The sequence below is a fragment of the Pseudomonas sp. B23(2017) genome, from assembly GCF_002113725.1.
Taxonomy (GTDB): domain Bacteria; phylum Pseudomonadota; class Gammaproteobacteria; order Pseudomonadales; family Pseudomonadaceae; genus Aquipseudomonas; species Aquipseudomonas putida_Z.
This window is the reverse complement of record NZ_NEJM01000022.1, coordinates 12671-37966: the sequence shown is the minus strand read 5'-3', so window position 1 is coordinate 37966 and position 25296 is coordinate 12671. Positions and strand designations below refer to the sequence as shown.

General features: G+C 63.5%; 21 protein-coding genes and 1 pseudogene. 12 read left to right on the top strand and 10 right to left on the bottom strand.

What is annotated here, in order from left to right; genetic code table 11:
* The first annotated feature begins 191 nt into the window (after positions 1-191).
* Positions 192-1538 (top strand): sigma-54-dependent response regulator transcription factor AlgB, encoded by a 1347-nt coding sequence (gene algB, locus CAG46_RS25830; RefSeq protein ID WP_025337231.1) that lies wholly within the window; start codon positions 192-194, stop codon positions 1536-1538.
* Entirely contained in the window at positions 1535-3316 is a 1782-nt protein-coding gene (locus tag CAG46_RS25825; protein WP_085619005.1) for a KinB sensor domain-containing domain, read from the top strand. Before algB ends, CAG46_RS25825 begins: the two co-directional genes overlap by 4 nt.
* 163 nt (positions 3317-3479) lie before the next feature.
* Here the strand turns inward: CAG46_RS25825 and CAG46_RS25815 are convergent, their stop codons facing one another.
* The 7 genes and pseudogenes from CAG46_RS25815 to CAG46_RS25785 all read right to left on the bottom strand — a co-directional run bounded on the left by CAG46_RS25815 (position 3480) and on the right by CAG46_RS25785 (position 10889).
* Entirely contained in the window at positions 3480-5084 is a 1605-nt protein-coding gene (locus CAG46_RS25815; RefSeq protein ID WP_025337229.1) for an EAL domain-containing protein, read from the bottom strand.
* Positions 5085-5312: 228 nt separating this feature from the next.
* Positions 5313-6101, bottom strand: coding sequence for an N-acetylmuramoyl-L-alanine amidase (locus CAG46_RS25810; RefSeq protein ID WP_025337228.1), 789 nt, complete (start codon positions 6099-6101; stop codon positions 5313-5315).
* Positions 6102-6181: 80 nt separating this feature from the next.
* The gene (locus tag CAG46_RS25805) at positions 6182-8125 is read right to left on the bottom strand and encodes a GGDEF domain-containing protein (RefSeq protein ID WP_085619001.1); all 1944 of its coding nucleotides are present in this window, start codon (positions 8123-8125) and stop codon (positions 6182-6184) included.
* A 27-nt stretch (positions 8126-8152) separates the two neighbouring features.
* Positions 8153-8985 (bottom strand): annotated as a pseudogene (locus CAG46_RS25800) (endonuclease/exonuclease/phosphatase family protein).
* A gap of 34 nt (positions 8986-9019) precedes the next feature.
* On the bottom strand, positions 9020-9652 hold the full coding sequence (dsbA, locus tag CAG46_RS25795) for a thiol:disulfide interchange protein DsbA (RefSeq protein WP_025337225.1): 633 nt from the start codon (positions 9650-9652) through the stop codon (positions 9020-9022).
* A gap of 285 nt (positions 9653-9937) precedes the next feature.
* The gene (locus CAG46_RS25790) at positions 9938-10555 is read right to left on the bottom strand and encodes a cytochrome c (protein WP_003256951.1); all 618 of its coding nucleotides are present in this window, start codon (positions 10553-10555) and stop codon (positions 9938-9940) included.
* Positions 10556-10586: 31 nt separating this feature from the next.
* Positions 10587-10889, bottom strand: coding sequence for a cytochrome c5 family protein (locus tag CAG46_RS25785; protein WP_015268479.1), 303 nt, complete (start codon positions 10887-10889; stop codon positions 10587-10589).
* Between the two features lie 201 nt (positions 10890-11090).
* On the opposite strand from CAG46_RS25785, the gene yihA reads away from it, so the two are divergent.
* The gene (gene yihA / locus CAG46_RS25780) at positions 11091-11723 is read left to right on the top strand and encodes a ribosome biogenesis GTP-binding protein YihA/YsxC (RefSeq protein WP_003252993.1); all 633 of its coding nucleotides are present in this window, start codon (positions 11091-11093) and stop codon (positions 11721-11723) included.
* Between the two features lie 401 nt (positions 11724-12124).
* On the opposite strand, the gene polA is transcribed toward yihA, so the two are convergent.
* Positions 12125-14872 (bottom strand): DNA polymerase I, encoded by a 2748-nt coding sequence (polA, locus tag CAG46_RS25775; RefSeq protein ID WP_085618999.1) that lies wholly within the window; start codon positions 14870-14872, stop codon positions 12125-12127.
* A 75-nt stretch (positions 14873-14947) separates the two neighbouring features.
* Here polA and CAG46_RS25770 point away from each other — a divergent pair, with 75 nt between their 5' ends.
* Positions 14948-15235 carry a DUF2782 domain-containing protein gene (locus tag CAG46_RS25770; RefSeq protein WP_013970316.1) on the top strand — a complete coding sequence of 96 codons (288 nt, stop codon included), beginning with the start codon at positions 14948-14950 and terminating at the stop codon, positions 15233-15235.
* A 69-nt stretch (positions 15236-15304) separates the two neighbouring features.
* Positions 15305-16255: a homoserine kinase gene (locus CAG46_RS25765; RefSeq protein ID WP_085618997.1), complete on the top strand. Its 951-nt coding sequence runs from the start codon at positions 15305-15307 to the stop codon at positions 16253-16255.
* A 112-nt stretch (positions 16256-16367) separates the two neighbouring features.
* On the opposite strand, the gene CAG46_RS25760 is transcribed toward CAG46_RS25765, so the two are convergent.
* Positions 16368-17324, bottom strand: a complete 957-nt coding sequence (locus CAG46_RS25760) for a zinc ABC transporter substrate-binding protein ZnuA (RefSeq protein ID WP_085618995.1) — start codon at positions 17322-17324, stop codon at positions 16368-16370.
* 18 nt (positions 17325-17342) lie between these two features.
* On the opposite strand from CAG46_RS25760, the gene zur reads away from it, so the two are divergent.
* The 4 genes from zur to CAG46_RS25740 all read left to right on the top strand — a co-directional run bounded on the left by zur (position 17343) and on the right by CAG46_RS25740 (position 20211).
* Positions 17343-17828, top strand: a complete 486-nt coding sequence (gene zur / locus CAG46_RS25755) for a zinc uptake transcriptional repressor Zur (RefSeq protein WP_025337220.1) — start codon at positions 17343-17345, stop codon at positions 17826-17828.
* Complete coding sequence (znuC, locus tag CAG46_RS25750) at positions 17825-18601, top strand: zinc ABC transporter ATP-binding protein ZnuC (protein WP_025337219.1); 777 nt, start codon at positions 17825-17827, stop codon at positions 18599-18601. The genes zur and znuC overlap by 4 nt, the downstream gene beginning before the upstream one ends.
* A complete protein-coding gene (gene znuB, locus CAG46_RS25745; protein ID WP_003253007.1) occupies positions 18594-19376 on the top strand; it encodes a zinc ABC transporter permease subunit ZnuB in 783 nt (260 codons plus the stop codon). Before znuC ends, znuB begins: the two co-directional genes overlap by 8 nt.
* Before the next feature lie 127 nt (positions 19377-19503).
* Entirely contained in the window at positions 19504-20211 is a 708-nt protein-coding gene (locus tag CAG46_RS25740) for a PA5502 family lipoprotein (RefSeq protein ID WP_085618993.1), read from the top strand.
* A 109-nt stretch (positions 20212-20320) separates the two neighbouring features.
* On the opposite strand, the gene katE is transcribed toward CAG46_RS25740, so the two are convergent.
* Positions 20321-22456, bottom strand: coding sequence for a catalase HPII (gene katE / locus CAG46_RS25735; protein ID WP_085618991.1), 2136 nt, complete (start codon positions 22454-22456; stop codon positions 20321-20323).
* A gap of 226 nt (positions 22457-22682) precedes the next feature.
* Between katE and CAG46_RS25730 the strand changes: the two genes are divergently transcribed.
* The 3 genes from CAG46_RS25730 to CAG46_RS25720 all read left to right on the top strand — a co-directional run bounded on the left by CAG46_RS25730 (position 22683) and on the right by CAG46_RS25720 (position 25196).
* Entirely contained in the window at positions 22683-23690 is a 1008-nt protein-coding gene (locus CAG46_RS25730) for a methionine ABC transporter ATP-binding protein (RefSeq protein ID WP_003256960.1), read from the top strand.
* The gene (locus tag CAG46_RS25725) at positions 23690-24361 is read left to right on the top strand and encodes a methionine ABC transporter permease (RefSeq protein WP_013970307.1); all 672 of its coding nucleotides are present in this window, start codon (positions 23690-23692) and stop codon (positions 24359-24361) included. Before CAG46_RS25730 ends, CAG46_RS25725 begins: the two co-directional genes overlap by 1 nt.
* 64 nt (positions 24362-24425) lie before the next feature.
* A complete protein-coding gene (locus CAG46_RS25720; RefSeq protein WP_025337216.1) occupies positions 24426-25196 on the top strand; it encodes a MetQ/NlpA family ABC transporter substrate-binding protein in 771 nt (256 codons plus the stop codon).
* Positions 25197-25296: the final 100 nt, after the last annotated feature.

The following is a 25296-nucleotide window of genomic DNA, read 5'->3' as shown; positions in this document are numbered from 1 at the left end:
CAAAAGCTAAAAATCCTCGCAACCAATGTGCCACCGCGGACCTCTAAGGAAATCATCGGGATATCGCGGCCTTCCAGGCGTTGATTGGCCATTGGCTAGCATGCAAAGGACAGGTTCCTTCACAATGGACCATGCAACTTGCCCGATTTTTCCCACACTAAATGAAGATCTTTCCTAAAGGAGCGCAGCACATGGAGTCAGCCCAGGACAACCAAGGCCGCATTCTGCTGGTGGATGACGAGTCCGCGATCCTGCGCACCTTCCGCTACTGCCTGGAGGACGAGGGCTATAGCGTGGCGACGGCCAACAGCGCTGCTCAGGCCGAAGCCCTGCTGCAGCGCCAGGTATTCGACCTGTGCTTCCTCGATTTGCGCCTGGGCGAGGACAACGGCCTCGATGTGCTGGCGCAGATGCGTATCCAGGCCCCATGGATGCGGGTGGTGATCGTCACCGCACACTCGGCGATCGATACGGCGGTAGACGCGATCCAGGCAGGCGCCGCCGATTACCTGGTCAAACCGTGCAGCCCCGACCAGCTGCGCCTGGCTACCTCCAAGCAGTTGGAAGTGCGCCAGCTTTCCGCGCGCCTGGAGGCCCTGGAAGGTGAAGTACGCAAACCCAAGGACGGCCTCGACTCGCACAGCCCGGCCATGATGGCGGTACTGGAAACCGCCCGCCAGGTCGCTACCACCGACGCCAACATCCTCATCCTTGGCGAGTCGGGCACAGGTAAAGGTGAGCTGGCCCGGGCCATCCACGGCTGGAGCAAGCGCGCGCGCAAATCCTGCGTGACCATCAACTGCCCGTCACTGAACGCCGAGCTGATGGAAAGCGAATTGTTCGGCCACACCCGCGGCGCCTTCACCGGCGCCAGCGAAAGCACCCTGGGGCGAGTCAACCAGGCTGATGGGGGCACGCTGTTCCTCGACGAGATCGGCGATTTCCCACTGACCTTGCAGCCCAAACTGCTGCGCTTCATCCAGGACAAGGAATACGAGCGCGTCGGCGACCCGGTCACCCGTCGCGCCGATGTGCGAATTCTCGCCGCCACCAACCTCAACCTCGAAGAGATGGTGCGTGAAAGCCGCTTCCGCGAAGACCTGCTGTATCGCCTGAACGTCATCACCCTGCACCTGCCGCCCCTGCGCGAGCGCAGTGAAGACATCCTGACCTTGGCCGACCGCTTTCTCGCCCGCTTCGTCAAGGAATACTCCCGGCCTGCCCGCGGTTTCAGTGACGAAGCCCGTACGGCCCTGCTCAACTACCGCTGGCCCGGCAACATTCGCGAATTACGCAACGTGGTGGAGCGGGCCAGCATCATCTGCCCGCAGGAACGTGTGGAAATCAGCCACCTGGGCATGGGCGAGCAGCCCGCAGGCAATGCCCCGCGGGTTGGCGCCGCGCTGAGCCTGGATGAGCTGGAACGCGCCCACATCGGTGCGGTGCTGGCCGCAAGCGACACCCTGGACCAAGCCGCCAAGACCCTGGGGATCGATGCCTCCACCCTGTACCGCAAGCGCAAGCAGTACAACCTATGAGGTGGCCGCCCATGAAGCTGCGCACGCGGCTTTTCCTCAGCATTTCGGCGCTGGTCACCGTGGCCCTGCTCGGGCTGCTGCTGGGCCTGGTCAGCGTGCTGCAGATGGCCACGGTGCAACAGCGACTGGTGCGCGATACCACCCACGCCCTGGAAATCGGGCTGAAGTTGCGCCAGAACCTTGGCGAACAGTTGACCCTGATCCTCGATGACGAGACCGCCCCGGAAAATCTGCGGCTACTGCAGGACAACTTCCAAACCCTGCTCAACCAAGGGCTGGACCAAGGTGGCGAGCGCACCGGCTTCAGCAAGGCCAGCAGCAATTACCAGGCTTTTCTCCAGGCCTACCGCGACAGCTCGGCGCCTTCACGCAGCATGGGGGTTGAACAACCACTGGGGGCCGCGTTCAACCAGGTCCGCACCGACCTGATCGATTCCCACAAGCAGGCCTTGGAGCACATCACCCGCAGCGAGGAGCACACCCGCGACCACGCCTTGCTGGTCAGCGGCGTACTTGGCCTGATGGGCTTGGTGGTGCTGGTGCTGGGCTTCATCACCGCGCACAACATTGCCCGGCGCTTCGGCCAGCCGATCGAAGCCTTGGCCATAGCGGCCGACCAACTCGGCAAGGGTAATTTCGACGTAACCCTACCGGTCACCCAGGCCACCGAACTTAACCAGCTGACCCGCCGCTTCGGCCTGATGGCCGATGCCTTGCGCAAGCACCAGGCCACCAACGTCGATGAACTGCTGGCCGGCCAGCAACGCTTGCAGGCGGTACTGGACAGCATTGACGATGGCCTGCTGATCATCGACCGCCAAGGCCGGCTGGAGCACCTCAACCCGGTGGCGCAACGCCAGCTGGGCTGGACCGATAGCCGCGTGGGTAGCAGCCTGGCCGAAGCCCTGCAGCGCCCGGAGCTGGAGCAGCAGCTACGCCAGGTACTGCGCGGCGGCAACCTCGACCGCCAGCCGGACGACCTGAACATGGAGGTCGATGACGAAACGCGCCTGCTCGCCTACAGCCTGACTCCGGTCAGCCACCCGCAAGGGCCGATCCTGGGCGCGGTGATGGTGCTGCACGATGTAACCGAGCAGCGAGCCTTCGAACGCGTGCGCAGCGAATTCGTGCTGCGCGCTTCCCACGAGCTGCGCACCCCGGTGACCGGCATGCACATGGCCTTCGGCCTGTTGCGCGAGCGGCTCAAGTTTCCGCCCGAGGCGCGCGAACATGACCTGCTGGAAACCATCGGCGAGGAAATGCAGCGCCTGACCCAGTTGATCAACGATCTGCTCAACTTCAGCCGCTACCAGAGCGGGATGCAGAAGCTCGAGCTGGCTCCCTGCGCCATCGACGAATTGCTGGAGCGTGCACAACAGCGCTTTGCCGAGCCGGCGGTAAACAAGCAGATCGAGCTGATCACGGAGCTGGAGCCGCCGCTGCCGCGTATCCAGGCCGACGTCTCCCAACTCGACCGGGTGCTGGACAACCTGTTGCACAACGCCATCCGCCATACCGCCAGCGGCGGGCGTATCCGCTTGCATGCACGACGGCATGCGGAGCGGGTGATCATCAGTGTCGAGGACAACGGAGAGGGCATTGCCTATGGGCAACAGGGGCGCATCTTCGAGCCCTTCGTGCAGGTAGGGCGCAAGAAAGGCGGCGCGGGGCTGGGGCTGGCGTTGTGCAAAGAGATCGTGCAACTGCATGGCGGGCGCATGGGCGTCTTTTCCAGACCGGGGCAGGGGACCCAGTTCTACATGGCACTGCCGGTCTGACGGCCTGTGACGCGCCCCCTGTAGGAGCGGCCTTGTGTCGCGATAGGGCCGCAAAGCGGCCCCAGGATTTCAGCACCAGTGCACAAATTGCTGGGGCTGCTCCGCAGCCCTATCGCGACACAAGGCCGCTCCTACAGAGATCTCGCAGTCCAGCAGCAATCACTCAATGCTCAACCCGCCGCGGCAGCCGGCCGCGGGTCACCAGCTCGGCAAACTGCCGGGCATTCAGTGGCCGGGCAAACAGCCAGCCCTGGCCATAATTGACCCCTTCGCTGTTCAGCAGCACCGCTTGGTCTTCACACTCGATGCCTTCGGCAATCACCCGCAGGTGCAGGTCGTGGGCCATGCGGATGATATGCGGGGCAACACCGCTGCTGGCGGCGTCATGCCCAAGGGCATCGATAAAGGCCTTGTCGATCTTCAGGCAGTCCACCGGCAGGGTCTGCAGGTAGGCCAGGCTGCAATAACCCGTACCAAAGTCGTCGATCAGCACCTGATGCCCTACTGCACGCAACGCCTGCAGATTGTCGCGCGCCACCACCACGTCGATCAGGCCGCGCTCGGTCACTTCGAAGGCAATCTGGCTGGCCGCCACCCGGTGCATTGCCAGCAAGCGCGCAGCTACCCGGCCAATACGCGGCACCATCACATCGCAAGCTGCCAGGTTCACCGAAATGTACAAGTTGGGGTGCGAGCGCAGCAGTTGCCCTAACTGTTCCAGCACACGCTGCAGGACAAAGTCGGTGATCTGGCGAATCTGCCCGGTGTTTTCCGCCAGCGGGATGAAGAGGTCCGGGCTGGTCAGGGTGCCGTCCGGGCGACGCCAGCGCACCAGGGCCTCGGCTCCGACACAGCGCCGGCTGTCGAGCTCGAAGATCGGCTGGTAGAGCACCTGCAGTTCGCCGCGGCGCAAGGCATTCTGCAATTCCGAGCTCATCGACCGCCGCTGCAGGATGAGTTGCAGCACCAGCCAGCCGATGCAGCAGGCCGCCAGCACACTGCCGGGGAACAGGAGCCAGAGCATGCCATTCATTCTCAGCGGCAGGCTCGCCCGCGGGGCAATCAGCACCAGCTGGTAGTCCGGTGACTTGGTCGGCATGCGGTAGATCAGGCGGTCGCTGAGCTCGAGCAGCGACTTGTGGCTGGTCGACCAGGCCGAGGGTGGCGGCCATACCTGTGGTGGGCCCAGCACAGGGATGGCCCGGGTACCGTTGTCCAGCACGACCACAAGGCTGCCGCCAGGGGGCAGGTCGACCACATCGGTCAGGTGGCCACGAGAGGTGGATACCACGAACTTGCCCCGCCCCAGCATCAACGCGGCCAGGTTTTCGTTCGGCTCGGTCGTTGTGTTCAGCCAGTAGCTGTAGGTCGGCCCCTGGATGTCGGGGACCCGCAAGGGTTCGAACGCCCGCTCATCACCGCGGTTCGAACAGGCGATATCCCCATCCACGTATGCCGCTTCATAAATGAAGCGTGAACTCAGGCCTACCTGCTGCAATGCCGTCAGCATCGCCGGGCTGCAGCCGCGCAAGGGCTGCGCCTGCAGCAGGTCGACCCCTTCGCGCAACTGGCCGAACACCTGCTCGAGGCGCTCGAGAAAGCGCTCGCCCTGGGCATTCATCTGTGCGCTCTCGCTTTGCTTCATCTGTTGCAGGGCAATGCCGATGCTGGCAGAGAGCAACAGTGCCGCGCTGGCCAGTGCTGCCAATGTGGCCAGCATCCAGGGACGGTAAAAAATTTGGCGCATCAAGGCGATGAAGGCTGACATCGAGGGCATCCAGTTGATAACTAAGGTATAGCAACTGAATCAGGAATCACCTCGCCGTTTGGCGTTTCGCTACAATCGCCGGGGCCTGTTGTAGGAGCGGCCTTGTGTCGCGATAGGGCCGCAAAGCGGCCCCGGCAGTTTGTGCTGGAACCAAGATCCTGGGGCTGCTGTGCAGCCCGTCGCGACACAAGGCCGCTCCTACACAAGAGCCCGTCCCACCTTGGCAGCTCAACGCATCCGGTTGAGCACCTGCAGCATCGCCGCCGTCTGCGCATCCGGCATGCCATCGAAGCGCTGCGGGCGGAAACGCATCTGGAACGCGGCGATCACATGGCGGGTGGCAACATCCAGTACCCCGGTCTGCTCGATCGCATAGCCAAACCGCGCCAGCTCCTGCTGATACCAGCCAACGCTCGGCGGGTTGACGCTGAAATAGGCTTGCTGCCGTGCCACGGCATTTGCATCCGGCCAGACACCCAATCCGGCGTCGGCCAGGCGCTTCCACGGGAACAGCGGCCCCGGGTCAAGCTTGCGCAGCGGCGCGATATCGCTGTGGCCAATGATGTGCCGTGGCTCGATGTTGTTGCGTTTGACGATGTCCTTGAGCAGCGCGATCAGCGACTGAACCTGCGCTTCGCTGTAAGGGTGCCAGACCCGGCCATTCGGCGTATCGGTGAAGCCCGGGTTGACGATTTCGATACCGATGGACGAGGAGTTCAGCCAGGTCCGACCCTGCCACTGGCTATCACCGGCATGCCAGGCGCGGCGGTTTTCATCCACCAGCTGATACACCGTCGCCGGGCCGTCGCCAATCAGGTAGTGGCTGCTGACTTCGCCATGGGTCAGCAACGCCAGGGAACGCTCCAGCGAAGCATTGGTGTAATGCAAGACCACGAACTGGATGCGGTTGTCCTGGTTGACCGAAGGGTGGCTACGGTCGATGCGCAGGCCTGTCGAGCAACCGGCGACAGACAACAGCAGGAAGGAAATCAGGGTTTTTTTAAGCGTGGAAAGCACGTCAGTAGCCTCAGCGTATGAGCGCTACAGTATAACGTGCTCCCCAAGGGCCATGCTTGCCGCGAGTCAGCGGCTGCCGGCTATGCCTGCTCGACGCGGTTGCGCCCCGACTCCTTGGCCCGGTACAGCGCCGCATCGGCGCGCTTGAGCACCTGGTCGCCGCGCTCTCCGGAACGGAATGCACCCAGGCCGATGGACGTGGTGATCACCACCCGTTCGCCCTTGAAGTGGAACGGGCACGCCTCGACCGTGGCCCGTAGCACCTCGGCTATCTGGGCAGCGGCGGCCGGCGAGGTCTGCGGCAGCAACAGGACAAACTCCTCGCCGCCGAAGCGGGCGATGAAGTCACCGCTGCGCAGGCGCTTGCGCAACTGGTCGGCGACGATCTTCAGTACCTTGTCCCCGGCCAGGTGCCCATAGCTGTCGTTGATACGCTTGAAATGGTCCAGGTCGAGGATCGCCATCGCCAGATGGCCGCCATGTGCCTGCCATTCGAGCATTTCGCGCTCGACCCGCTCGCTCCAGGCCGCACGGTTGGGCAAACCGGTGAGGGGGTCGAGCAAGGCCTTCTGGCGCTGCTCTTCAAGGTGCTCGCGGTAGCCGAGCGCCTCCTGCTCCATACTCGCCACCCGCTCCGACAGCCCTTGCAGGCGCCCAGCCAGCTCCTGCTCGCGGCGATCACGCTCATGCTTGTGCTCGTCCATGGTCACCAACAGGCCTTCCAGGCGGTTTTCCAGGATGTGCTTGAGGCTGTCGACGTCGGCGGCACCTTGCACACTGCTCTGCAGCCCGTCGACGTGCTCACGCAGCTGGGTATCCAGCTCGCGGGCGGCCGAACTGTTGTCGGCGTGGCCGGCGCTGGCCTCGTGCAGGTGGCTCTGGAAACCTTCCAGGCGTTCGTTGAGCTGCTGCAGGTAGGTTTCGAATTCGTGCTGGCCGCTGTCGGTGATCGCCAGCATGAGCACAGCCAGGTCATCCAGCACCGGGATCAGCTCATACCAGTTCAAGCCGCGGGCGACCCGTTCACGCATCTCGAGCGCCTGGGCCTTGTGTCGCTCCGGCAGGCTGAGGTCATCGAGCAGACCGATCAGGGTGTGCTCGATGTGCTCGGCAACCTGGCTGTAGGGCGGCTCCACCGCGTAGGGCAGGGCATAGGGGCCGTCTTCGCCGAAGGTTTGTTCGAGTGTTTGCGCCGGTCCTGCTTCAGCCGGAGGCTCGCTGGCGACAGTTTCCGGGGCCGGCACATCGTCCGATAGCGGCTGCGGCTGCGGGGCTGGTGACAGTTCGGCCGTTTCGATCAGCGCCGGGCCAGGGGCCTCCAGCGCGGGCTCTGGCACTACGGGCGCCTCGACAACAGATGCTGGTGAGGCTGGCAGCGGCTGCAGCGCGTCCACGTCGTCGGGCTGCGGAGCACCGACACTGGCCGGTGCTGCCAAGGGCTGCGCCTCGGCAACCGGCAGCGTCAGCGGCACAAGCGCTGGCTCGCCTTGCGCGTCATCCTCGCGGCTGCCGAACAAGCGCTGCAAGAAGCCGGGACGGGCGTCCTCCCCCGACTTGCCCAGGGCTGACAGCGCGCGGCCCTGCAAACCGCTCAACTCGCCCAGCAACGGTGGCAGGTCGCGTGACTGGGCCACGCCACCGTCGAGCTTCTTCGCCAGCTTTTTCAACGGCCGCGACACATCGTTCGGCAATGGCAGGCCTTGCAGTTGGTCGACCAGCGCGGTCAGCGCATCGCTGACCTGATTCATGCGAGCTTCCCGGCGCTGTTCGGAGTCCAGCACCGCCTTCTCAAGACGCGGAATCAGCCCGGCAAGGCCAGCGTCCATGTTGTCGCTGCGGATAACCTCGCGCATTTCCTTCATGCACTGGTCCACTACCTTGTCACTGCCTTCGGCAGCCAGGGTGCTGCGTACCAGGCCGCGACGCAGCAGGTCGAGACGGGCGTCCCAACGGCGCTCGAGCTTTTCCTGCTGCTCGATGCTTTTCAGGTATTTTTCTTTCCAGCGCTCAGCGTCTTCAGTCATGCCCGGGTCCGCAAACGGTGATGGCAATTAGCTCAGGACCGGCAGCGTATCCACAGTCAATGCATCAGGCAATCGAATCTCGACAGCAACGGGAAGGTGGTCGGAAATTGGCTGCGCCAGCACCTCGACACGCTCCAGCGTGAGGCTTGGGCTGAGCAGGATGTGGTCCAGGCAACGCTGTGGACGCCAGCTGGGAAAGGTGGCCTCGACTTGTGGGGCAATCAGGCCCAAGTCGCGCAACGGCGAGTGCTCCAGCAGGTCGGTGGCATGGGTATTCATGTCGCCCATCAGCACCTGGTGGCGGTAACCGCCAATCAGCTCGCGGATGTAACCCAGTTGCAAGGCGCGGGTCTTGGCGCCGAGGGCCAGGTGCATCATCACCACGATCAGCGCATCTTCGCCCTCGCCAAAGCGCACCAGAATCGCACCACGCCCAGCCGGGCCGGGCAATGGGTGATCCTCGAGCAGTTGTGGCTTCAGGCGGCTGAGCACGCCATTGCTGTGCTGGGCAAAACGCCCAAGGTTGCGGTTGAGTTGCTGGTACCAGTAGGGGAAGGCACCCAGGTGGGCAAGGTGCTCGACCTGGTTGACATAGCCCGAGCGCAGGCTGCCGCCATCGGCCTCCTGCAAGGCCACCAGGTCGAAGTCGCCCAGCAGTTGGCCAATCTTCTGCAGGTTGCCTGCACGCCCGTTGTGCGGCAGCAGGTGCTGCCAGCTGCGGGTCACGTAATGCCGGTAGCGCTCGGTGCTGATGCCCACCTGGATGTTGAAACTGAGCAGCCGCAGACGACCATCCTCGGGCAGGCCAGGGGCCTGCAGGTGATGCTCGTTGACCTGCGGCTGGTGCAGGCCAATGCCACGCGCGGTTCTGAAGCGGCGCATGGGTTACGCCGCTTACTTAGCGGCGCGCTCCTTGGCGATCAGCTGGTCGGCAACGTTCAGTACGCCTTCCGGCCCGCCGGCAGTACCCAGGTCGAAGCGGTACTTGCCGTTGACCACCATGCTCGGTACGCCGGTGATCTCGTACTTTTTCGCCAGTTCCTTGGCCTGATTGACCTGGCCCTTGATGGCGAACGAATTGAAGGTGGCGAGGAACTTGTCCTTGTCCACGCCCTGGGTGGCGAGGAAGTCGGCCATGTCCTGCGGGTCGGTCAGGCGCTTTTTCTGGTTCTGGATGGCATCGAACACCGCGGCGTGTACCTTCTGCTCGACGCCCATGGCTTCGAGGGTCAGGAACATCTGGCCGTGGGCGTCCCATGGGCCACCGAACATGGCTGGTACGCGCTTGAAGTTGACGTCCTTGGGAAGTTTTTCAACCCACGGGTTGATGGTCGGCTCGAAGTGATAGCAGTGTGGGCAGCCGTACCAGAACAGCTCGACCACTTCGATCTTGCCAGGCACGGAAACCGGAACAGGGTTGCTCAGCTCGAGGTATTCCTTGCCGGCGACAGGCTCGGCGGCCTGGACGGCAGTCATACCGAATACGCTGGCAGCGACCAGCGCGGCGCTGAGAATCAGTTTACGCATGCTTTACTCCTGGGCAGTCATTGGTCGCCACGACGCGACCTGCACTGAGACAGGCCGGGAAGGGGCCGAGTTCTGTAGTGTAACGGCTGCGGACGGAAAAAAGGGCGGTCCGGCCGCCCTTTCATCATTGGCCTACAACATTAACTGAAGGTTAATGCGCCGCCTGTGATGGCCCTATCGCCGGCAAGCCGGCTCCCACCTCGAGCGCATCGACCTCAAGCCATATGCAGCATCTGTGGGAGCTGGCTTGCCGGTGATAGGGCCATCACAAGCGGCCGAAGGGCCTCAGTGCAGGCCCTGGATGTAGCTGGCCAGCGCCTCGATGTCGTGGTTGCTCAGCTTGCCGGCGATGGTGCGCATGGTCATGGCATCGCCATCGTTGGTGCGGTTGCCTTCGCGGAAGTCGGTGAGCTGCTTGGTCACGTACTGTGCATGCTGCCCGCCCAGGTGCGGGAAGCCGGCCAGGGCGATACCCGCGCCGTTCGGCGAGTGGCAGCCGGTGCAGGCAGGCATGCCCTTTTCCAGGTCGCCGCCGTTGAACAGCGCCCGGCCACGTTCGACCAGCTTGGGATCGGCCGCGCCCACGCTGCCTTTCTGGCTGGAGAAGTAGGCGGCGATATCGGCCAGGTCCTGGTCGCTGAATGCGGCCAGCATGCCGGTCATCTCCAGCACGGTACGCTTGCCCGACTTGATATCGTGCAATTGTTTTTCGAGATAGCGCTGGCCTTGACCGGCCAGTTTCGGGAAGTTCGGTGCCAGGCTGTTGCCGTCGGGGTTGTGGCAGGCGCCACAGACGGCCGTCTTGGCCTGGCCGGCGGCGGCATCGCCTTTGACGGGTTGCGCAGCAGTGGCCGCACCTGCGACACCCAAGGTCAACAGCAGACTCACGACTAGTTTGTTCATCAGCTAATCCAACACGGCTAAGGGTGAAATGTTATGTATCGGGACTGCCACTCATCCAAAGGATGACCAAACGGTAGTCCTCGGCACTGCAGTCCATGCACAATCCACGCGGCGGCATAGCCTTGAAACCCTGGGTCACGTGCTTCACCAGTACATCCATGCCTTGCGCCAGCCTTGGCTCCCATGCTGCCCGGTCACCCTGCCTGGGTGCCTGTGGCAACTGCCCGGTGTGACAGGCCGCACACGTGCGGTTGTACAACACCTCGGGATCCTGTGTAGCCTGTGCGCTGAAAAACGGCAGGAACATACCGACAGCAAGCAGCCATTTCGCCATGCGGAACGACCTTCAGGGTTGGGGGCCGCGCTGCGTTCTGTTGCGCGAGCTATTGTTCGACACCCCATGCCCGTTCTCCTTCGCCGGGAGAATGAGCACACAAAAACTGGGGCATTATATACTTCCGCCATCCAAACGGAAACGACACCGCTTGCCAGGCTCGGGCCTATAGAGTCAGGCAACACCCACATCGGATATCCCATGCAAGTCAAGAACCCCATCCTCGGCCTCTGCCAGAAAGCCAAATTCGCCCTCAGCGCTGCCAAGGTCGAACAATGCCCGGACGACCAGGGTTACGAGGTGGCTTTCGCCGGCCGCTCCAACGCCGGCAAATCCAGCGCCCTCAACACCCTGACTCATGCCAGCCTGGCGCGCACCTCGAAAACCCCCGGGCGCACCCAGCTGTTGAATTTCTTCAGTCTGGACGATGAACGGCGTTTGGTCGACCTGCCAGGCTACGGTTATGCAAAAGTCCCGATTCCGCTCAAGCAGCACTGGCAGAAACACCTGGAAGCCTACCTGGGCAGCCGGGAGTGCCTGCGTGGCGTGATCCTGATGATGGACGTGCGCCACCCGATGACCGACTTCGACAAGATGATGCTCGACTGGGCCAAGGCCAGCAGCATGCCGATGCACATCCTGCTGACCAAGGCCGACAAGCTGACCCACGGCGCGGGCAAGAACACTCTGCTCAAGGTGCAGTCGGAAATCCGCAAGGGTTGGGGCGACGGCGTGACCATCCAGCTGTTCTCGGCGCCCAAGCGCCTGGGCGTGGAAGATGCCTACCGGGTGCTGGCGGACTGGATGGAGCTGGAAGACAAGCCAGTCATTTGAAGGTTTGCTCGTAACCTGTGGGAGCGGGTTTACCCGCGAATGTGGCGGTGCATCCGACATCGCATTCGCGGGTAAACCCGCTCCCACAGGGCTCTCTACTAGCCATAAGTCAAATTCCGGGCAAAAAAAACCCCGGACTTCGTATGGGGAGGGGGAAGTTCGGGGTCCAAGTCCGGACCGCTAGGGCGGGGTCCAGATATCTGCCAACACTTAACACAACATAGGAGCATCGAAAGGCTTCACCAGCCATTCAGTTACTCTGAGTTCCGCTTCACCGGTTTAGTTCCAAAGCCCTGAAAACTATTTGCGATAGTTTCATGAAGCCTCAGCACCACTGGCACTGAGCGGTGCCAGGATCCGCATCCCTACATCACGGATCCTACACAGCTTTCCCCGCCCGATCAGTGAGCTTCGTCCCAATTCGCACCAATTCCTGCCTCGACCAGCAGTGGTACATCCAGCTGCGCGGCCTTGCTCATGTGCTGGCGAATTTCATCTTTCACCTGCTCCACCAGGTCCTCGCGCACTTCCAGCACCAGTTCGTCGTGTACCTGCAGGATCACCCGGGCGTCCAGCCCGCTCTCGTTCAGCCAGTTATCCACATTGACCATGGCCCGCTTGATGATATCGGCCGCAGTGCCCTGCATCGGGGCGTTGATCGCCGTGCGCTCGGCGCCTTTGCGCAGGGCCGGGTTCTTGGCATTGATATCCGGCAGGTACAGGCGGCGGCCGAACAGGGTTTCGACAAAGCCTTGCTCCGCCGCCTGGGCGCGGGTGCGCTCCATGTAGGCCAGCACGCCCGGGTAGCGGGCGAAGTAGCGGTCGATGTAATCCTGCGACTGCTTGCGGTCGACGCCGATCTGCTTGGCCAGGCCAAAGGCGCTCATGCCGTAGATCAGGCCGAAGTTGATGGCCTTGGCACTGCGGCGCTGGTCGGTGGTGACGTCTTCCAGGGCTACGCCGAATACTTCCGCCGCCGTGGCGCGGTGCACGTCCAGGTCGTTGCGGAAGGCATGCAGCAAGCCTTCGTCCTTGGCCAGGTGGGCCATGATGCGCAACTCGATCTGCGAGTAGTCCGCCGCCAGCAGCTTGTAGCCCGGGCTGGCGACGAAGGCCTGACGGATGCGCCGGCCTTCGGCAGTGCGGATCGGGATGTTCTGCAGGTTCGGGTCGCTGGACGACAGCCGGCCGGTGGCCGCTACCGCCTGCTGGTAGGAGGTGTGGATACGCCCGGTGCGCGGGTTGATCTGCCCCGGCAGCTTGTCGGTGTAGGTGCTCTTGAGCTTGCTCAGGCTGCGGTACTGCATCAGTACCTCCGGCAGCGGGTAGCCTTGCTCGGCCAGTTCGTCGAGCACCGCCTCTGCCGTGGATGGCTGGCCCTTGGTGGTCTTGCTCAGCACCGGCATGCCCAGCTTGTCGTAGAGGATCGCGCCCAGCTGCTTGGGCGAGCCGAGGTTGAACTCCTCACCGGCCAGCTCATAGGCGCGCTGCTCCAGCTCGGCCATCTTCACCCCCAGCTCACCGCTCTGCACCTGCAGCAGCGCGGCATCGACCAGCGCCCCCTGGCGCTCGATCTTGGCCAGCACCGGCACCAGCGGCATCTCGATGTCCATCAGCACCGGCTGCACGCTCGGCGTCTGCGCCAGGCGCGCCTGCAGCGCCTGGTGCAGGCGCAGGGTGATGTCGGCGTCTTCGGCAGCGTAGGGGCCGGCCTTGTCCAGGTGGATCTGGTTGAAGGTCAGCTGCTTGGCGCCCTTGCCGGCGATGTCCTCGAAGGCGATGGTGGTGTGGTCGAGGTACTTCAGCGCCAGGCTGTCCATGTCGTGACGGGTGGCGGTGGAGTTCAGCACGTACGACTCGAGCATGGTGTCGTAGGCAACGCCGCGCATTTCGATGGCGGGCGAGCCATTGGCGAGGATGTTGATGTCGTACTTGGCGTTCTGCCCGACCTTGGCCTTGGCCGGGTCTTCCAGCAGCGGCTTCAACGCCAGCAGCACGGCGGCGCGGTCCAGCTGGACCGGCGCGCCTTCATAGTCGTGGGCCAGCGGCACATAGGCCGCTTCATGCGGCTCGACGGCGAACGACAGGCCGACAAGCTGCGCCTGCTGTGCGTCCAGGCCGGTGGTCTCGGTGTCGAAGGCGAACAGCGGCGCTTGGCGCAGCTTCTCCAGCCAGAAGTCGAAACGGGCCTGGTCGAGAATGGTTTCGTACCTGGGCTCGGTCTTGGCCACCGGCTCCGCGATCGGCGCGATGTCGTCACCGGCCTTGGCAGCGTCACGCTGCACCTCGGCGACCCAGCTCTTGAATTCCATCTCGGTGTACAGCGCCAGCAACGCGTCGCGATCAGGCTCGCCGCACACCAGGGCATCTACTTCGATATCCAGGGGCACGTCGACCTTGATGGTAGCCAGCTCATAAGACAGGAACGCCGCGTCGCGGTGCTCTTCCAGCTTGGCCGGCAGGGTCTTGGCGCCGCGAATGGCCAGCGTCGGGACCTTGTCCAGGTTGGCATACAGGTCGCTGAGGCCGCCGCCGATACCGGTCAGCAGGCCCACCGCAGTTTTTTCGCCCACGCCCGGCACACCTGGGATGTTGTCGACCTTGTCGCCCATCAGCGCCAGGAAGTCGATGATATGTTCCGGGCCGACGCCAAATTTCTCGTGCACGCCAGCCACGTCCAGTACGCTTCCGGTCATGGTGTTGACCAAGGTAATGTGCCCGTCCACCAGCTGCGCCATGTCCTTGTCACCGGTCGAGATGATCACCGGGCGGCCCAGCGCGGCGCTGCTGCGCGCCAGGGTGCCGATCACGTCGTCGGCCTCGACCCCCTCGACGCACAGCAGTGGGTAGCCCAGCGCCTTGACGCTGGCGTGCAGCGGCTCGATCTGCACCCGCAGGTCGTCCGGCATGCTTGGGCGGTTGGCCTTGTATTCGGCGAACATGGCATCGCGGAAGGTGCCACCCTTGGCGTCGAACACCACCGCGAACAGGCTGTCGGGGTATTGCTTGCGCAGGCTCTTGAGCATGTTCAGCACCCCCTTCACCGCGCCGGTCGGCATGCCTTTGGAGGTAGTCAACGGCGGCAGCGCGTGGAAGGCGCGGTACAGGTAGGAGGAACCGTCCACCAGGACGAGGGGCGCTTGGCTCATGAGCAGAATCAACCTTTTCGACGGGTCCGGCGCTAGAATAGCCAGAATCATTGACGACAAAGGGACAAGGTTATCATGCGTACACTCAATCGCCTGTTACTGCTCGGTCTGTTGGCCACCATGCCTGTCGTCACCCTGGCGGCGGACGACGCCCCCTCGGCCGATCCCGAGGTGACCATTCGCACGGAAGGCGACAAAACCATCCAGGAGTACCGGCAGAACGGGTTCCTGTATGCGATCAAGATCACGCCGAAAAACGGCAAGCCTTATTTCCTGGTACGCGCCGATGGCTCTGATGGCAATTTCATTCGATCCGACCAGCCGGACATGCTGATTCCGTCCTGGAAGATCTTCGAGTGGTAATCTGACGCGCACCGTTCACATCAACCCGGCACTTCCCGGCGGAAGTGCCCGTATGGGCAATTTTTCATCATGTCAGTCTTCACCCCCGTGACCCGGCCTGAGCTGGAATCCTTTCTGGCGCCGTACGCGCTGGGTCGTCTGCTCGACTTCCAGGGCATCGCCGCCGGCACCGAGAACAGCAATTTCTTCGTCAGCCTCGAACAGGGGGAGTTCGTCCTGACGCTGATCGAGCGCGGGCCCAGCGAGGACATGCCGTTCTTCATCGAGCTGCTGGACACTTTGCACGCAGCCGACATGCCGGTGCCCTATGCCATACGCGACCGCGACGGCAATGGCCTGCGCGAGCTGTGCGGCAAGCCGGCGCTGCTGCAGCCACGGCTGTCGGGCAAGCACATCAAGGCACCGAACGCCCAGCACTGCGCCCAGGTCGGCGAGTTGCTGGCGCACATTCACCTGGCTACCCGCGAACACATCATCGAGCGCCGCACCGACCGCGGCCTGGACTGGATGCTGGCCTCGGGTGCCGAGCTGCTGCCGCGCCTTACCGCCGAGCAAGCCGCGCTGCTGCAGCCGGCGCTGGATGAAATCAGCGCGCACAAGGCACAGATCCTGGCCCTGCCACGGGCCAACCTGCACGCCGACCTGTTCCGCGACAACGTGATGTTCGAAGGCACCCACCTGACCGGTGTGATCGACTTCTACAACGCCTGTTCCGGGCCGATGCTGTATGACATCGCCATCACCGTGAACGACTGGTGCCTGGATGAACACGGCGCGATCGATGTGCCACGCGCCCAGGCATTGCTGGCGGCCTATGCGGCGCTGCGGCCGTTCACCGCCGCCGAAGCCGAGCTGTGGCCGGAGATGTTGCGGGTAGGCTGCGTACGCTTCTGGCTGTCGCGCCTGATTGCAGCGGAATCGTTTGCCGGGATGGATGTGATGATCCACGACCCGAGCGAGTTTGAAGTGCGCCTGGCGCAGCGCCAGCAGGTGGCTTTGCACCTGCCGTTCGCCCTCTAGTCCAGCTTCCGCTTCTTCGCGGGCATGCCCGCTCCCACAGGGATAACACAAACCTCAAGGTTGTCGTTGTACCTGTGGGAGCGGGCGTGCCCGCGAAGAGGCCGGTACAGGCTTACAACTGCTCCAGGCACCCAACCAGGTCGCCACTCAGCTTCTCCAGCAAGCGCTCATAGCCCTTGCCATCCACCGGGTCGGTACCGCCCAGGGCATCCAGCTCGGCCAGGCGCACCGGCAGCCCGGCGGTCAAGGTCTCGGCCAGCCGCGGCCGCAGCGGCGGTTCGCTGAACACACAGGTCTTGCCCACTTCCTGCAGGCGCTTGCGCATGGCTGCCACGTGCTGCGCACCCGGCTGCACTTCGGACGCCACGCTGAACACCCCGGTGTGCTTCAGGCCATACTCGGCCTCGAAATAGTCGAACGCTTCGTGGAACACGAAGTACGGCTTGCCGGCAATCCCGGCCACCCGCGCCTTGATCTGCCCATCCAGTGCGTCCAGGCGTTCGTCGAAGGCCTTGAGGTTGCTCTGGTAGCGCGCCGCATTGGCCGGATCGATCTGCGCCAGGTCAGCCGCCATTTTCGCTGCAATTACCCGCGCGTTGACCGACGATAGCCACAAGTGCGCGTCCAGGCTGCCCGGACGGTGATCATGATCATGGTCGTCGTGGTCTTCTTCCTCGTGGGAATGGCTGTCCTCGCCAAAATGCCGCAGCTTCATGCCCGGTAGCGCCTGCACGGCCACCGTGGCCTTGCTGCGATTGCCCAGTACCCGCGGCAGGAAGCCCTCCATGTCCGGGCCGATCCAGTACAGCAGGTCGGCATCGCCCACCCGCCGCACGTCGGACGGGCGCAGCGCGTAGTGGTGCGGCGAAGCACCCGGCGGCAGCAATACCTCGGGGTTGCCAACACCGTCCTGCACGGCGGCGGCAATCTGCTGCAGGGGTTTGATACTGGTCAGCACGCGCACGTCGGCCTGGGCGGAAAATGCGATGAAAGCGACAAAAAGGACTAGGAATCGGGACACGGTGAATACTCGAGTCGTCAGAAACAGGTAACATAATAACGTCTCCATCCAGAACCGTCGCTGCCCATGTCCATCACGCCGCTGGCCAACCGTCCTCACGATCATTCCCATTGCGTACACAGCGCACTGGCTGAAGCCGACGCCTTGTGCACCCGCCAGGGCCTGCGCCTGACCGCGCTGCGCCGTCGAGTGCTGGAACTGGTGTGGCAAAGCCACAAGCCGCTGGGCGCCTACGATATCCTCGCCGTGCTCAGTGAGCAGGACGGCCGCCGCGCCGCGCCCCCCACGGTGTACCGTGCGCTGGACTTCCTGCTGGAAAACGGCCTGGTGCACCGCATCGCCTCGCTCAACGCCTTCATCGGCTGCAGCCACCCGGAACACCTGCACCAGGGGCAGTTCCTGATCTGCCGGGCCTGCCATGTGGCCATCGAACTGGAACAGGACAGTATCAGCGACGCCATCATCAGCAGCGCCAAGGGCGTGGGCTTCACGGTCGAGACCCAGACGGTGGAAGTGGTCGGCCTGTGCAGCAATTGCCGGAGCGCGGCATGAGCGATGCACTGATCCGCCTGGAGCAGGTCGGCGTCACCTTCGGTGGCGAGGCGGTGCTCGACAGCATCGACCTGTCGGTCGCACCTGGCCAGATCGTCACCCTGATCGGCCCGAACGGCGCGGGCAAGACCACCCTGGTGCGCGCCGTGCTCGGCCTGCTCAAGCCGCACCGCGGCAAGGTATGGCGCAAGCCGAAACTGCGCATTGGCTACATGCCGCAAAAGATCCAGGTCGATGCCACGCTGCCGCTGTCGGTGTTGCGCTTCCTGCGCCTGGTGCCCGGTGTAGACCGCGCGGCAGCCTTGTCGGCGTTGCAGGAAGTGGGTGCCGAGCAGGTCATCGACAGCCCGATCCAGACCATTTCCGGCGGCGAGATGCAGCGCGTGCTGCTGGCCCGTGCCCTGCTGCGCGAACCCCAGCTACTGGTGCTCGACGAGCCGGTGCAGGGCGTAGACGTGGTCGGCCAGACCGAGCTGTACAACCTCATTACCCGCCTGCGTGACCGCCACGGCTGCGGCGTGCTGATGGTTTCCCACGACTTGCACCTGGTGATGAGCGCCACCGACCAGGTGGTGTGCCTGAACCGCCACGTGTGCTGCTCGGGCCACCCCGAGCAGGTCAGCGGCGACCCGGCGTTCGTCGAGCTGTTCGGCCAGACCGCCGCACCCAGCCTGGCCATCTACCACCACCATCACGACCACAGCCACGACCTGCACGGCTCGGTGGTCGCCCCTGGCACCCATGTTCACGGAGCGCACTGCAAGCATGGCTGATTTTCTTCTCTACGCCCTGCTTGCCGGTTTGTCCCTGGCGCTGGTGGCCGGCCCACTGGGCTCCTTCGTGGTATGGCGGCGCATGGCCTATTTTGGCGATACCCTGTCCCACGCCGCCCTGCTCGGCGTGGCCCTGGGCTTTGCCCTGGACGTCAGCCCGGCGCTGGCGGTAACCGTGGGCTGCCTGTTGCTGGCGATCTTGCTGGTGACCTTGCAGCAACGGCAACCGCTGGCCTCCGATACCCTGCTCGGCATACTCGCCCCCAGCACATTGTCGCTGGGCCTGGTGGTGCTGAGCTTCATGCATGATGTACGCATCGACCTGATGGCCTACCTGTTCGGCGACCTGCTGGCCATCAGCACCACCGACCTGGCCTGGATCCTCGGCGGCAGCGCGCTGGTGTTGCTGCTGCTCGCTGCGCTGTGGCGGCCGTTGCTGGCAGTCACCGTGCACGAAGAGCTGGCCATGGTCGAAGGCCTGCCGGTGGCCGGGCTGCGCATGGCGCTGATGCTGCTGATCGCGGTGGTGATTGCCGTGGCCATGAAGATCGTCGGCGTGCTGCTGATCACCTCGCTGCTGATCATTCCTGCCGCTGCGGCGCAACGTCACGCCCGCTCTCCCGAGCAGATGGCCCTGGGCGCCAGCCTGCTCGGCGTGACCGCGGTATGCGGTGGCCTGGCCATGTCCTGGTTCAAGGACACCCCCGCCGGCCCGTCGATCGTGGTCTGCGCGGCGGTGCTATTCTTGCTGAGCCTGGCCCTGCCAAAACGCTGAAAAACAGGGCGCGTGAAGGCGCGCCCTGCAACCTTTTCGCACGTAAAGGGTCTGTAAGACTTGTTTTCGAGCGTGCGCACCTGGGTGTAGACTTGCTCGCTTTTTGCGCAAATAGAGAGTCGCAGGAATGAAGCCGTTCGCCTCCCGTTATCTGCTTGTTGCCGCGTTTTCCCTGTTCCTGGCTGCGTGTTCCAGCGCGCCGGTCGAACAGGCCACCGCACCTGCCCAAGCCGATGCCTGGCAGCAGTTGCAACAGAACATCGCCAGCAACGAGCTGGCCACCGCCGAAGACCAGCTGGCAGCCCTGCAGGCCCAGGCGCCGGACGACGCGCGCCTGGAGCAATACCAGCGCCAGCTTGCCGAAGCCTACCTGCAACGCAGCCAGATCTTCCTGCAGAAGGGTGATGTGAACGCTGCCGCCACCGCCCTGGCCCGTGCCCGCGCGCTGATGCCGCAGGCCCCGGCGGTGACTGGTGGCGACGCCGTGACCCAGGCGCGCAAGGCCGAACTGGAGAAGGCTGAAGCGGCGCTGAAAGCGGCCGAGGCCAAGCCCAAGGCGCGCATCATCGACCCGGCTGCACCGAGCACCGTCGTGGCCTTGAAGACTACCGACAGCAGCGCCATGCGTCGCCAGCTGGATGACATTGCCGCCGATGTGGTGAGCTACCAGTGCGACGTGGTGTTCCAGGTGCCGCGCACCGAGGATGCGCCTTGGCTGAAGACCTTGCTGGAGAAGCGCGTGCGCAAGATCGACAGCGGGTTCGAGCTGAAGCAGAAGCACGAGATTCAGCGGTCGCTGCCGGCGCAGGTGGTCCTGGTTCCGCATCAGCGTTAAGAATCTGGGGGCGCTGCGCGCCCCTTTCGCGACACAAGGCCGCTCCTACAAGGGAATGCGATCTCCTGTAGGAGCGGCCTTGCGTCGCGATGGGCTGCAAAGCAGCCCCTTAGGCAGGCACAGCCTCCGCAGCCGCCTCCCGCTCCCACACCCGATGCCCTTCTACCGCTTTGACGAAGGCATCCACGGTCTTCTGCTCATCCCCCAGCAGCAACCCCTTGTCTTCTTTCAGCCCCAAGCTGCCCAAAAGCTCTTTGGTCAACACCATCGCCTTCAGGTGCTTGTAGCCCTCCAGCAGGAAATGCTTGGCCAACCCGCTGGCCGCCAGCGCATCGGTCGAAGCCTTGCCACCCGGCACGACAATTCCATCGAACATGATCGATGGCATCCCCTCCATGGAAGCATCCACCGGCAGTTGCTTCCCGTCCGCAGCCTTCACCGGTGCTGAGGTCGGCCCCAGGAGCAATGGCCGGGCACTGTGTGCTTCCAGGGCCTTGACCAACTTGTCCACGCTGGCAGCGTCTACGCCATCTGTTACCAGCACGGCAATCTTGCGCCCCTTGATGCCAACCGAACCCGGGTGGTTCATCTGGCTCAGGGCAGGCGACTGCGCAAGCTGGCTTCCCTTCACTTGAACAGTGCCCGCGCTCGGAGCAGGCAAACCGAGGTTGGCAGCAACCGCAGCCGCCAGCTTCAGGTCGATGTTGGCGAGAATCTCATTCACTTCCCGAGCACGGATCGTCTCCCGCTCCACCTTGCCCAGTTCAAAGCTGTAGGCATTGATGATGTGCTGCTGCTCGGTCGGGCTCATGCTCTGGAAGAACAACCGCGCCTGCGAGAAATGGTCGCCGAACGAATCGCTGCGTTGGCGGATCTTGTGTGCATCGATACGCTCCTGGTAGCTCTCGAAGCCGCCATCCTGCGCGGCTGGTGGCGTTTCCTTCGGCCAGCCACCGTCGATGGAATTGGGCTCGTAGGATGCGCGACCTTTGTGAACCACATGCTGATGCAAGGCGTCACGCTGGTTGTTGTGGTTAGGAGCGACGGGGCGGTTGACGGGGATCTGGTGGAAGTTGGGCCCGCCCAGGCGGCTAAGCTGCGTGTCGGTGTAGGAGAACAGCCGCCCCTGCAGCAAGGGGTCGTTGGTAAAATCGATACCAGGCACGATATGACCCGGGCAGAACGCCACCTGCTCCACTTCAGCAAAGAAGTTGTCCGGGTTGCGATTCAGGATCATCTTGCCCAAAGGTGTAACCGGCACCAGTTCTTCCGGGATGATCTTGGTCGGGTCCAGCAGGTCGAAATCAAATTTGTGCTCGTCAGCTTCCGGCACAATCTGCACACCCAATTCCCATTCAGGGTAATCGCCCGTCTCGATAGCCTCCCACAAGTCGCGACGCTGGAAATCAGCGTCCTTGCCTGCCAGCTTCTGCGCTTCGTCCCATAGCAAGGAGTGCACACCCTGGCGCGGCTTCCAGTGGAATTTGACGAAACTGGCTACGCCCTGGGCGTTGATCAGGCGGAAGGTATGCACCCCGAAACCTTCCATCATCCGCAAGCTGCGCGGGATAGCACGGTCCGACATCGCCCACATGACCATATGGGCCGACTCCGGTACCAGCGAGACGAAATCCCAAAAGGTGTCATGGGCCGAAGCGCCGGTCGGGATCTCGTTGTGCGGCTCTGGCTTTACGGCGTGGACGAAATCCGGGAATTTGATCGCATCCTGGATGAAAAACACCGGCATGTTGTTGCCCACCAGGTCAAAGTTGCCTTCATCGGTGTAGAACTTGACCGCAAAGCCCCTTACGTCACGCACGGTGTCGGCTGAGCCACGCGGGCCCTGTACCGTGGAAAATCGCACGAACACGGGCGTGATTTTCTCCGGGTCCTGCAGGAAGCCCGCCTTGGTCAGTTCGGCGTGGTTGCCATAGCTCTGGAAATAGCCATGCGCCCCCGTCCCTCGCGCATGCACGATGCGCTCAGGGATGCGTTCGTGGTCAAAGTGCGTGATCTTCTCGCGCATGATGAAATCTTCGAGAAGCGAGGGGCCTCTATCTCCGGCCTTCAGCGTGTTCTGGTTGTCAGCGATGCGCACCCCCTGGTTGGTGCGCAACGCATGACCTGTCGCATCGCTACGGTCAGCCTCCAGGCTCTGTAACTTGGCGTTGGTGTTGGCCCGGTCCGGGGTCTGGGTACCAGCGGCTTCGCTGTGCTTCGGCGCGTCCGTGTTCTTGCTGGGCATGGTCGGCTCTCCTCGTCAGTCTTCAGGCGTACCCGTTTCGGGCTTGTGCAAGTAGTGACCGGGAGGCTTTGCCGAGCGTTCAATCAGGATTACCGGTTGTCGCGATATGCCCGAAGGATTGGTGCATTACGAAATAAATGCTAAGAACAGCTATGGGAAAAGGCTAAAATGCGCGACCCCAGCCAACCGCTGACCCAAATTCCATGCGCCCCACAAGGTTCGCTACGTGATCGAGTTCCAACAGGTACACAAGACCTACCGCGTCGCCGGTAGGGAAATCCCCGCACTGAATCCGACCAGCCTGACCATCGAAGATGGCCAGGTGTTCGGCCTGATCGGCCATTCCGGCGCCGGCAAGAGCACCATGCTGCGCCTGATCAACCGCCTGGAAGAGCCTTCCGGCGGCAAGATCATCGTCGACGGCGAAGACGTTACCGCGTTCAACGCCAGCCAGCTGCGCGGTTTCCGCCAGCAGGTCGGGATGATTTTCCAGCACTTCAACCTGCTGGCCTCCAAGACCGTCGCCGACAACGTCGCCCTGCCACTGACCCTGGCCGGCGAGCTGTCGCGCAGCGAAATCGACAAGCGCGTGACCGAGCTGCTGGCCCGCGTCGGCCTATCCGACCATGCCAGAAAGTATCCGGCGCAGCTGTCCGGTGGCCAGAAGCAGCGCGTCGGCATCGCCCGCGCCCTGTCCACCAACCCGAAGATCCTGCTGTGCGACGAGGCCACCAGCGCCCTCGACCCGCAAACCACCGCCTCGGTCCTGCAATTGCTGGCCGAAATCAACCGTGAGCTGAAGCTGACCATCGTGCTGATCACTCACGAAATGGACGTGATCCGCCGGGTCTGCGACCGCGTGGCAGTGATGGACGCCGGCCAGATCGTCGAGCAGGGCTCGGTGGCCGAGGTGTTCCTGCACCCGCAGCACCCCACCACCAAGCGCTTCGTCCAGGAAGACGAGCAGGTCGACGAAGGCGAGCAGCGGGACGACTTCGCCCATGTGCCGGGCCGTATCGTGCGCCTGACCTTCCAGGGCGACGCCACCTACGCGCCGCTGCTGGGCACCGTGGCCCGCGAAACCGGTGTGGACTACAGCATCCTCGCCGGGCGTATCGACCGCATCAAGGATGTCCCCTATGGCCAGCTCACCCTCGCCCTGATCGGCGGTGACATGGAAGCGGCGTTCGCCCGCTTCAAGGCAGCTGACGTACATATGGAGGTACTGCGTTGATGGACGCCCTGAATTTCTTTGCCAACGTCGACTGGGCCGAAATCTGGCTGGCCAGCGTCGACACCATGATCATGCTGTTCGGCTCGCTGTTCTTCACCGTGCTGCTCGGCCTGCCGCTGGGCGTGCTGCTGTTCCTGTGCGGGCCGAAACAGATGTTCGAGCAGAAGGGTGTGTATGCGCTGCTGTCGCTGATCGTCAACATCCTGCGCTCGCTGCCGTTCATCATCCTGCTGATCGTGATGATCCCGATCACCGTGCTGATCACCGGCACTTCGCTGGGCGTTGCCGGCGCCATTCCGCCGCTGGTGGTAGGTGCCACGCCGTTCTTCGCGCGCCTGGTGGAAACCGCCCTGCGTGAAGTGGACCGCGGCATCATCGAAGCCACCCAGTCGATGGGCGCCACCACCCGCCAGATCATCACCAGCGCACTGCTGCCGGAGGCCCGCCCGGGCATCTTCGCGGCCATTACCGTCACCGCCATCACCCTGGTGTCGTACACCGCCATGGCCGGTGTGGTCGGTGCCGGCGGCCTGGGCGACCTGGCCATCCGCTTCGGCTACCAGCGCTTCCAGACCGACGTGATGGTCGTCACCGTGGTGCTGTTGCTGGTACTGGTTCAAGTCCTGCAGAGCGTGGGCGACAAACTGGTCGTGCATTTTTCCCGTAAGTAACCCCAATGGGGTCGGCCCGGCCGACCCGTTCGGGGGCCGTCGCGGCCCTCACAAGGAGTGATCAATGAAGAAGCTGCTTGCTGTTGTCGCCGCTGTCGCGGCCTTCTCGGCCCACGCCGAGTCCCTGACCGTTGCCGCTACCCCGGTACCGCACGCCGAGATCCTCAACTTCGTCAAACCTGCACTGGCGAAAGAGGGCGTGGAGCTGAAGGTCAAGGAATTCACCGACTACATCCAGCCGAACGTGCAGGTGGCCGAAAAGCGCCTGGACGCCAACTTCTTCCAGCACCAGCCGTACCTGGATGAGTTCAACAAGGCCAAGGGCACCAACCTGGTGAGCGTTGCCGGCGTGCACATCGAACCGCTGGGCGTGTACTCGACCAAGATCAAGAAGCTGGACGAGCTGTCCTCCGGCGCCACCGTGGTCATCCCCAACGACGCCACCAACGGCGGCCGCGCGCTGCTGCTGCTGGACAAGGCCGGTGTGATCAAGCTGAAGGACAACAAGAACATCCTGTCCACCGTGAAGGATGTTGCCGAGAACCCGAAAAGCCTGAAGTTCCGTGAGCTGGAAGCAGCCACCATCCCGCGCGTGCTGACCCAGGTCGATGCTGCCCTGATCAACACCAACTACGCGCTGGAAGCCAAGCTGAACCCGGAGAAAGACGCCCTGGTCATCGAAGGCAGCGACTCGCCTTACGTGAACATCCTGGTTGCCCGCCCGGACAACAAGGACTCGGACGCCATGAAAAAGCTGGCTGCTGCGCTGCACTCGCCTGAGGTGAAGCAGTTCATCAACGAGAAGTACAAAGGCGCTGTGGTTCCGGCGTTCTGATCCGAAATCCCCGGGGCCGCTTTGCGGCCCATTCGCGACGCAAGGCCGCTCCTACATGGGATCGCATTCCCCTGTAGGAGCGGCCTTGTGTCGCGATAGG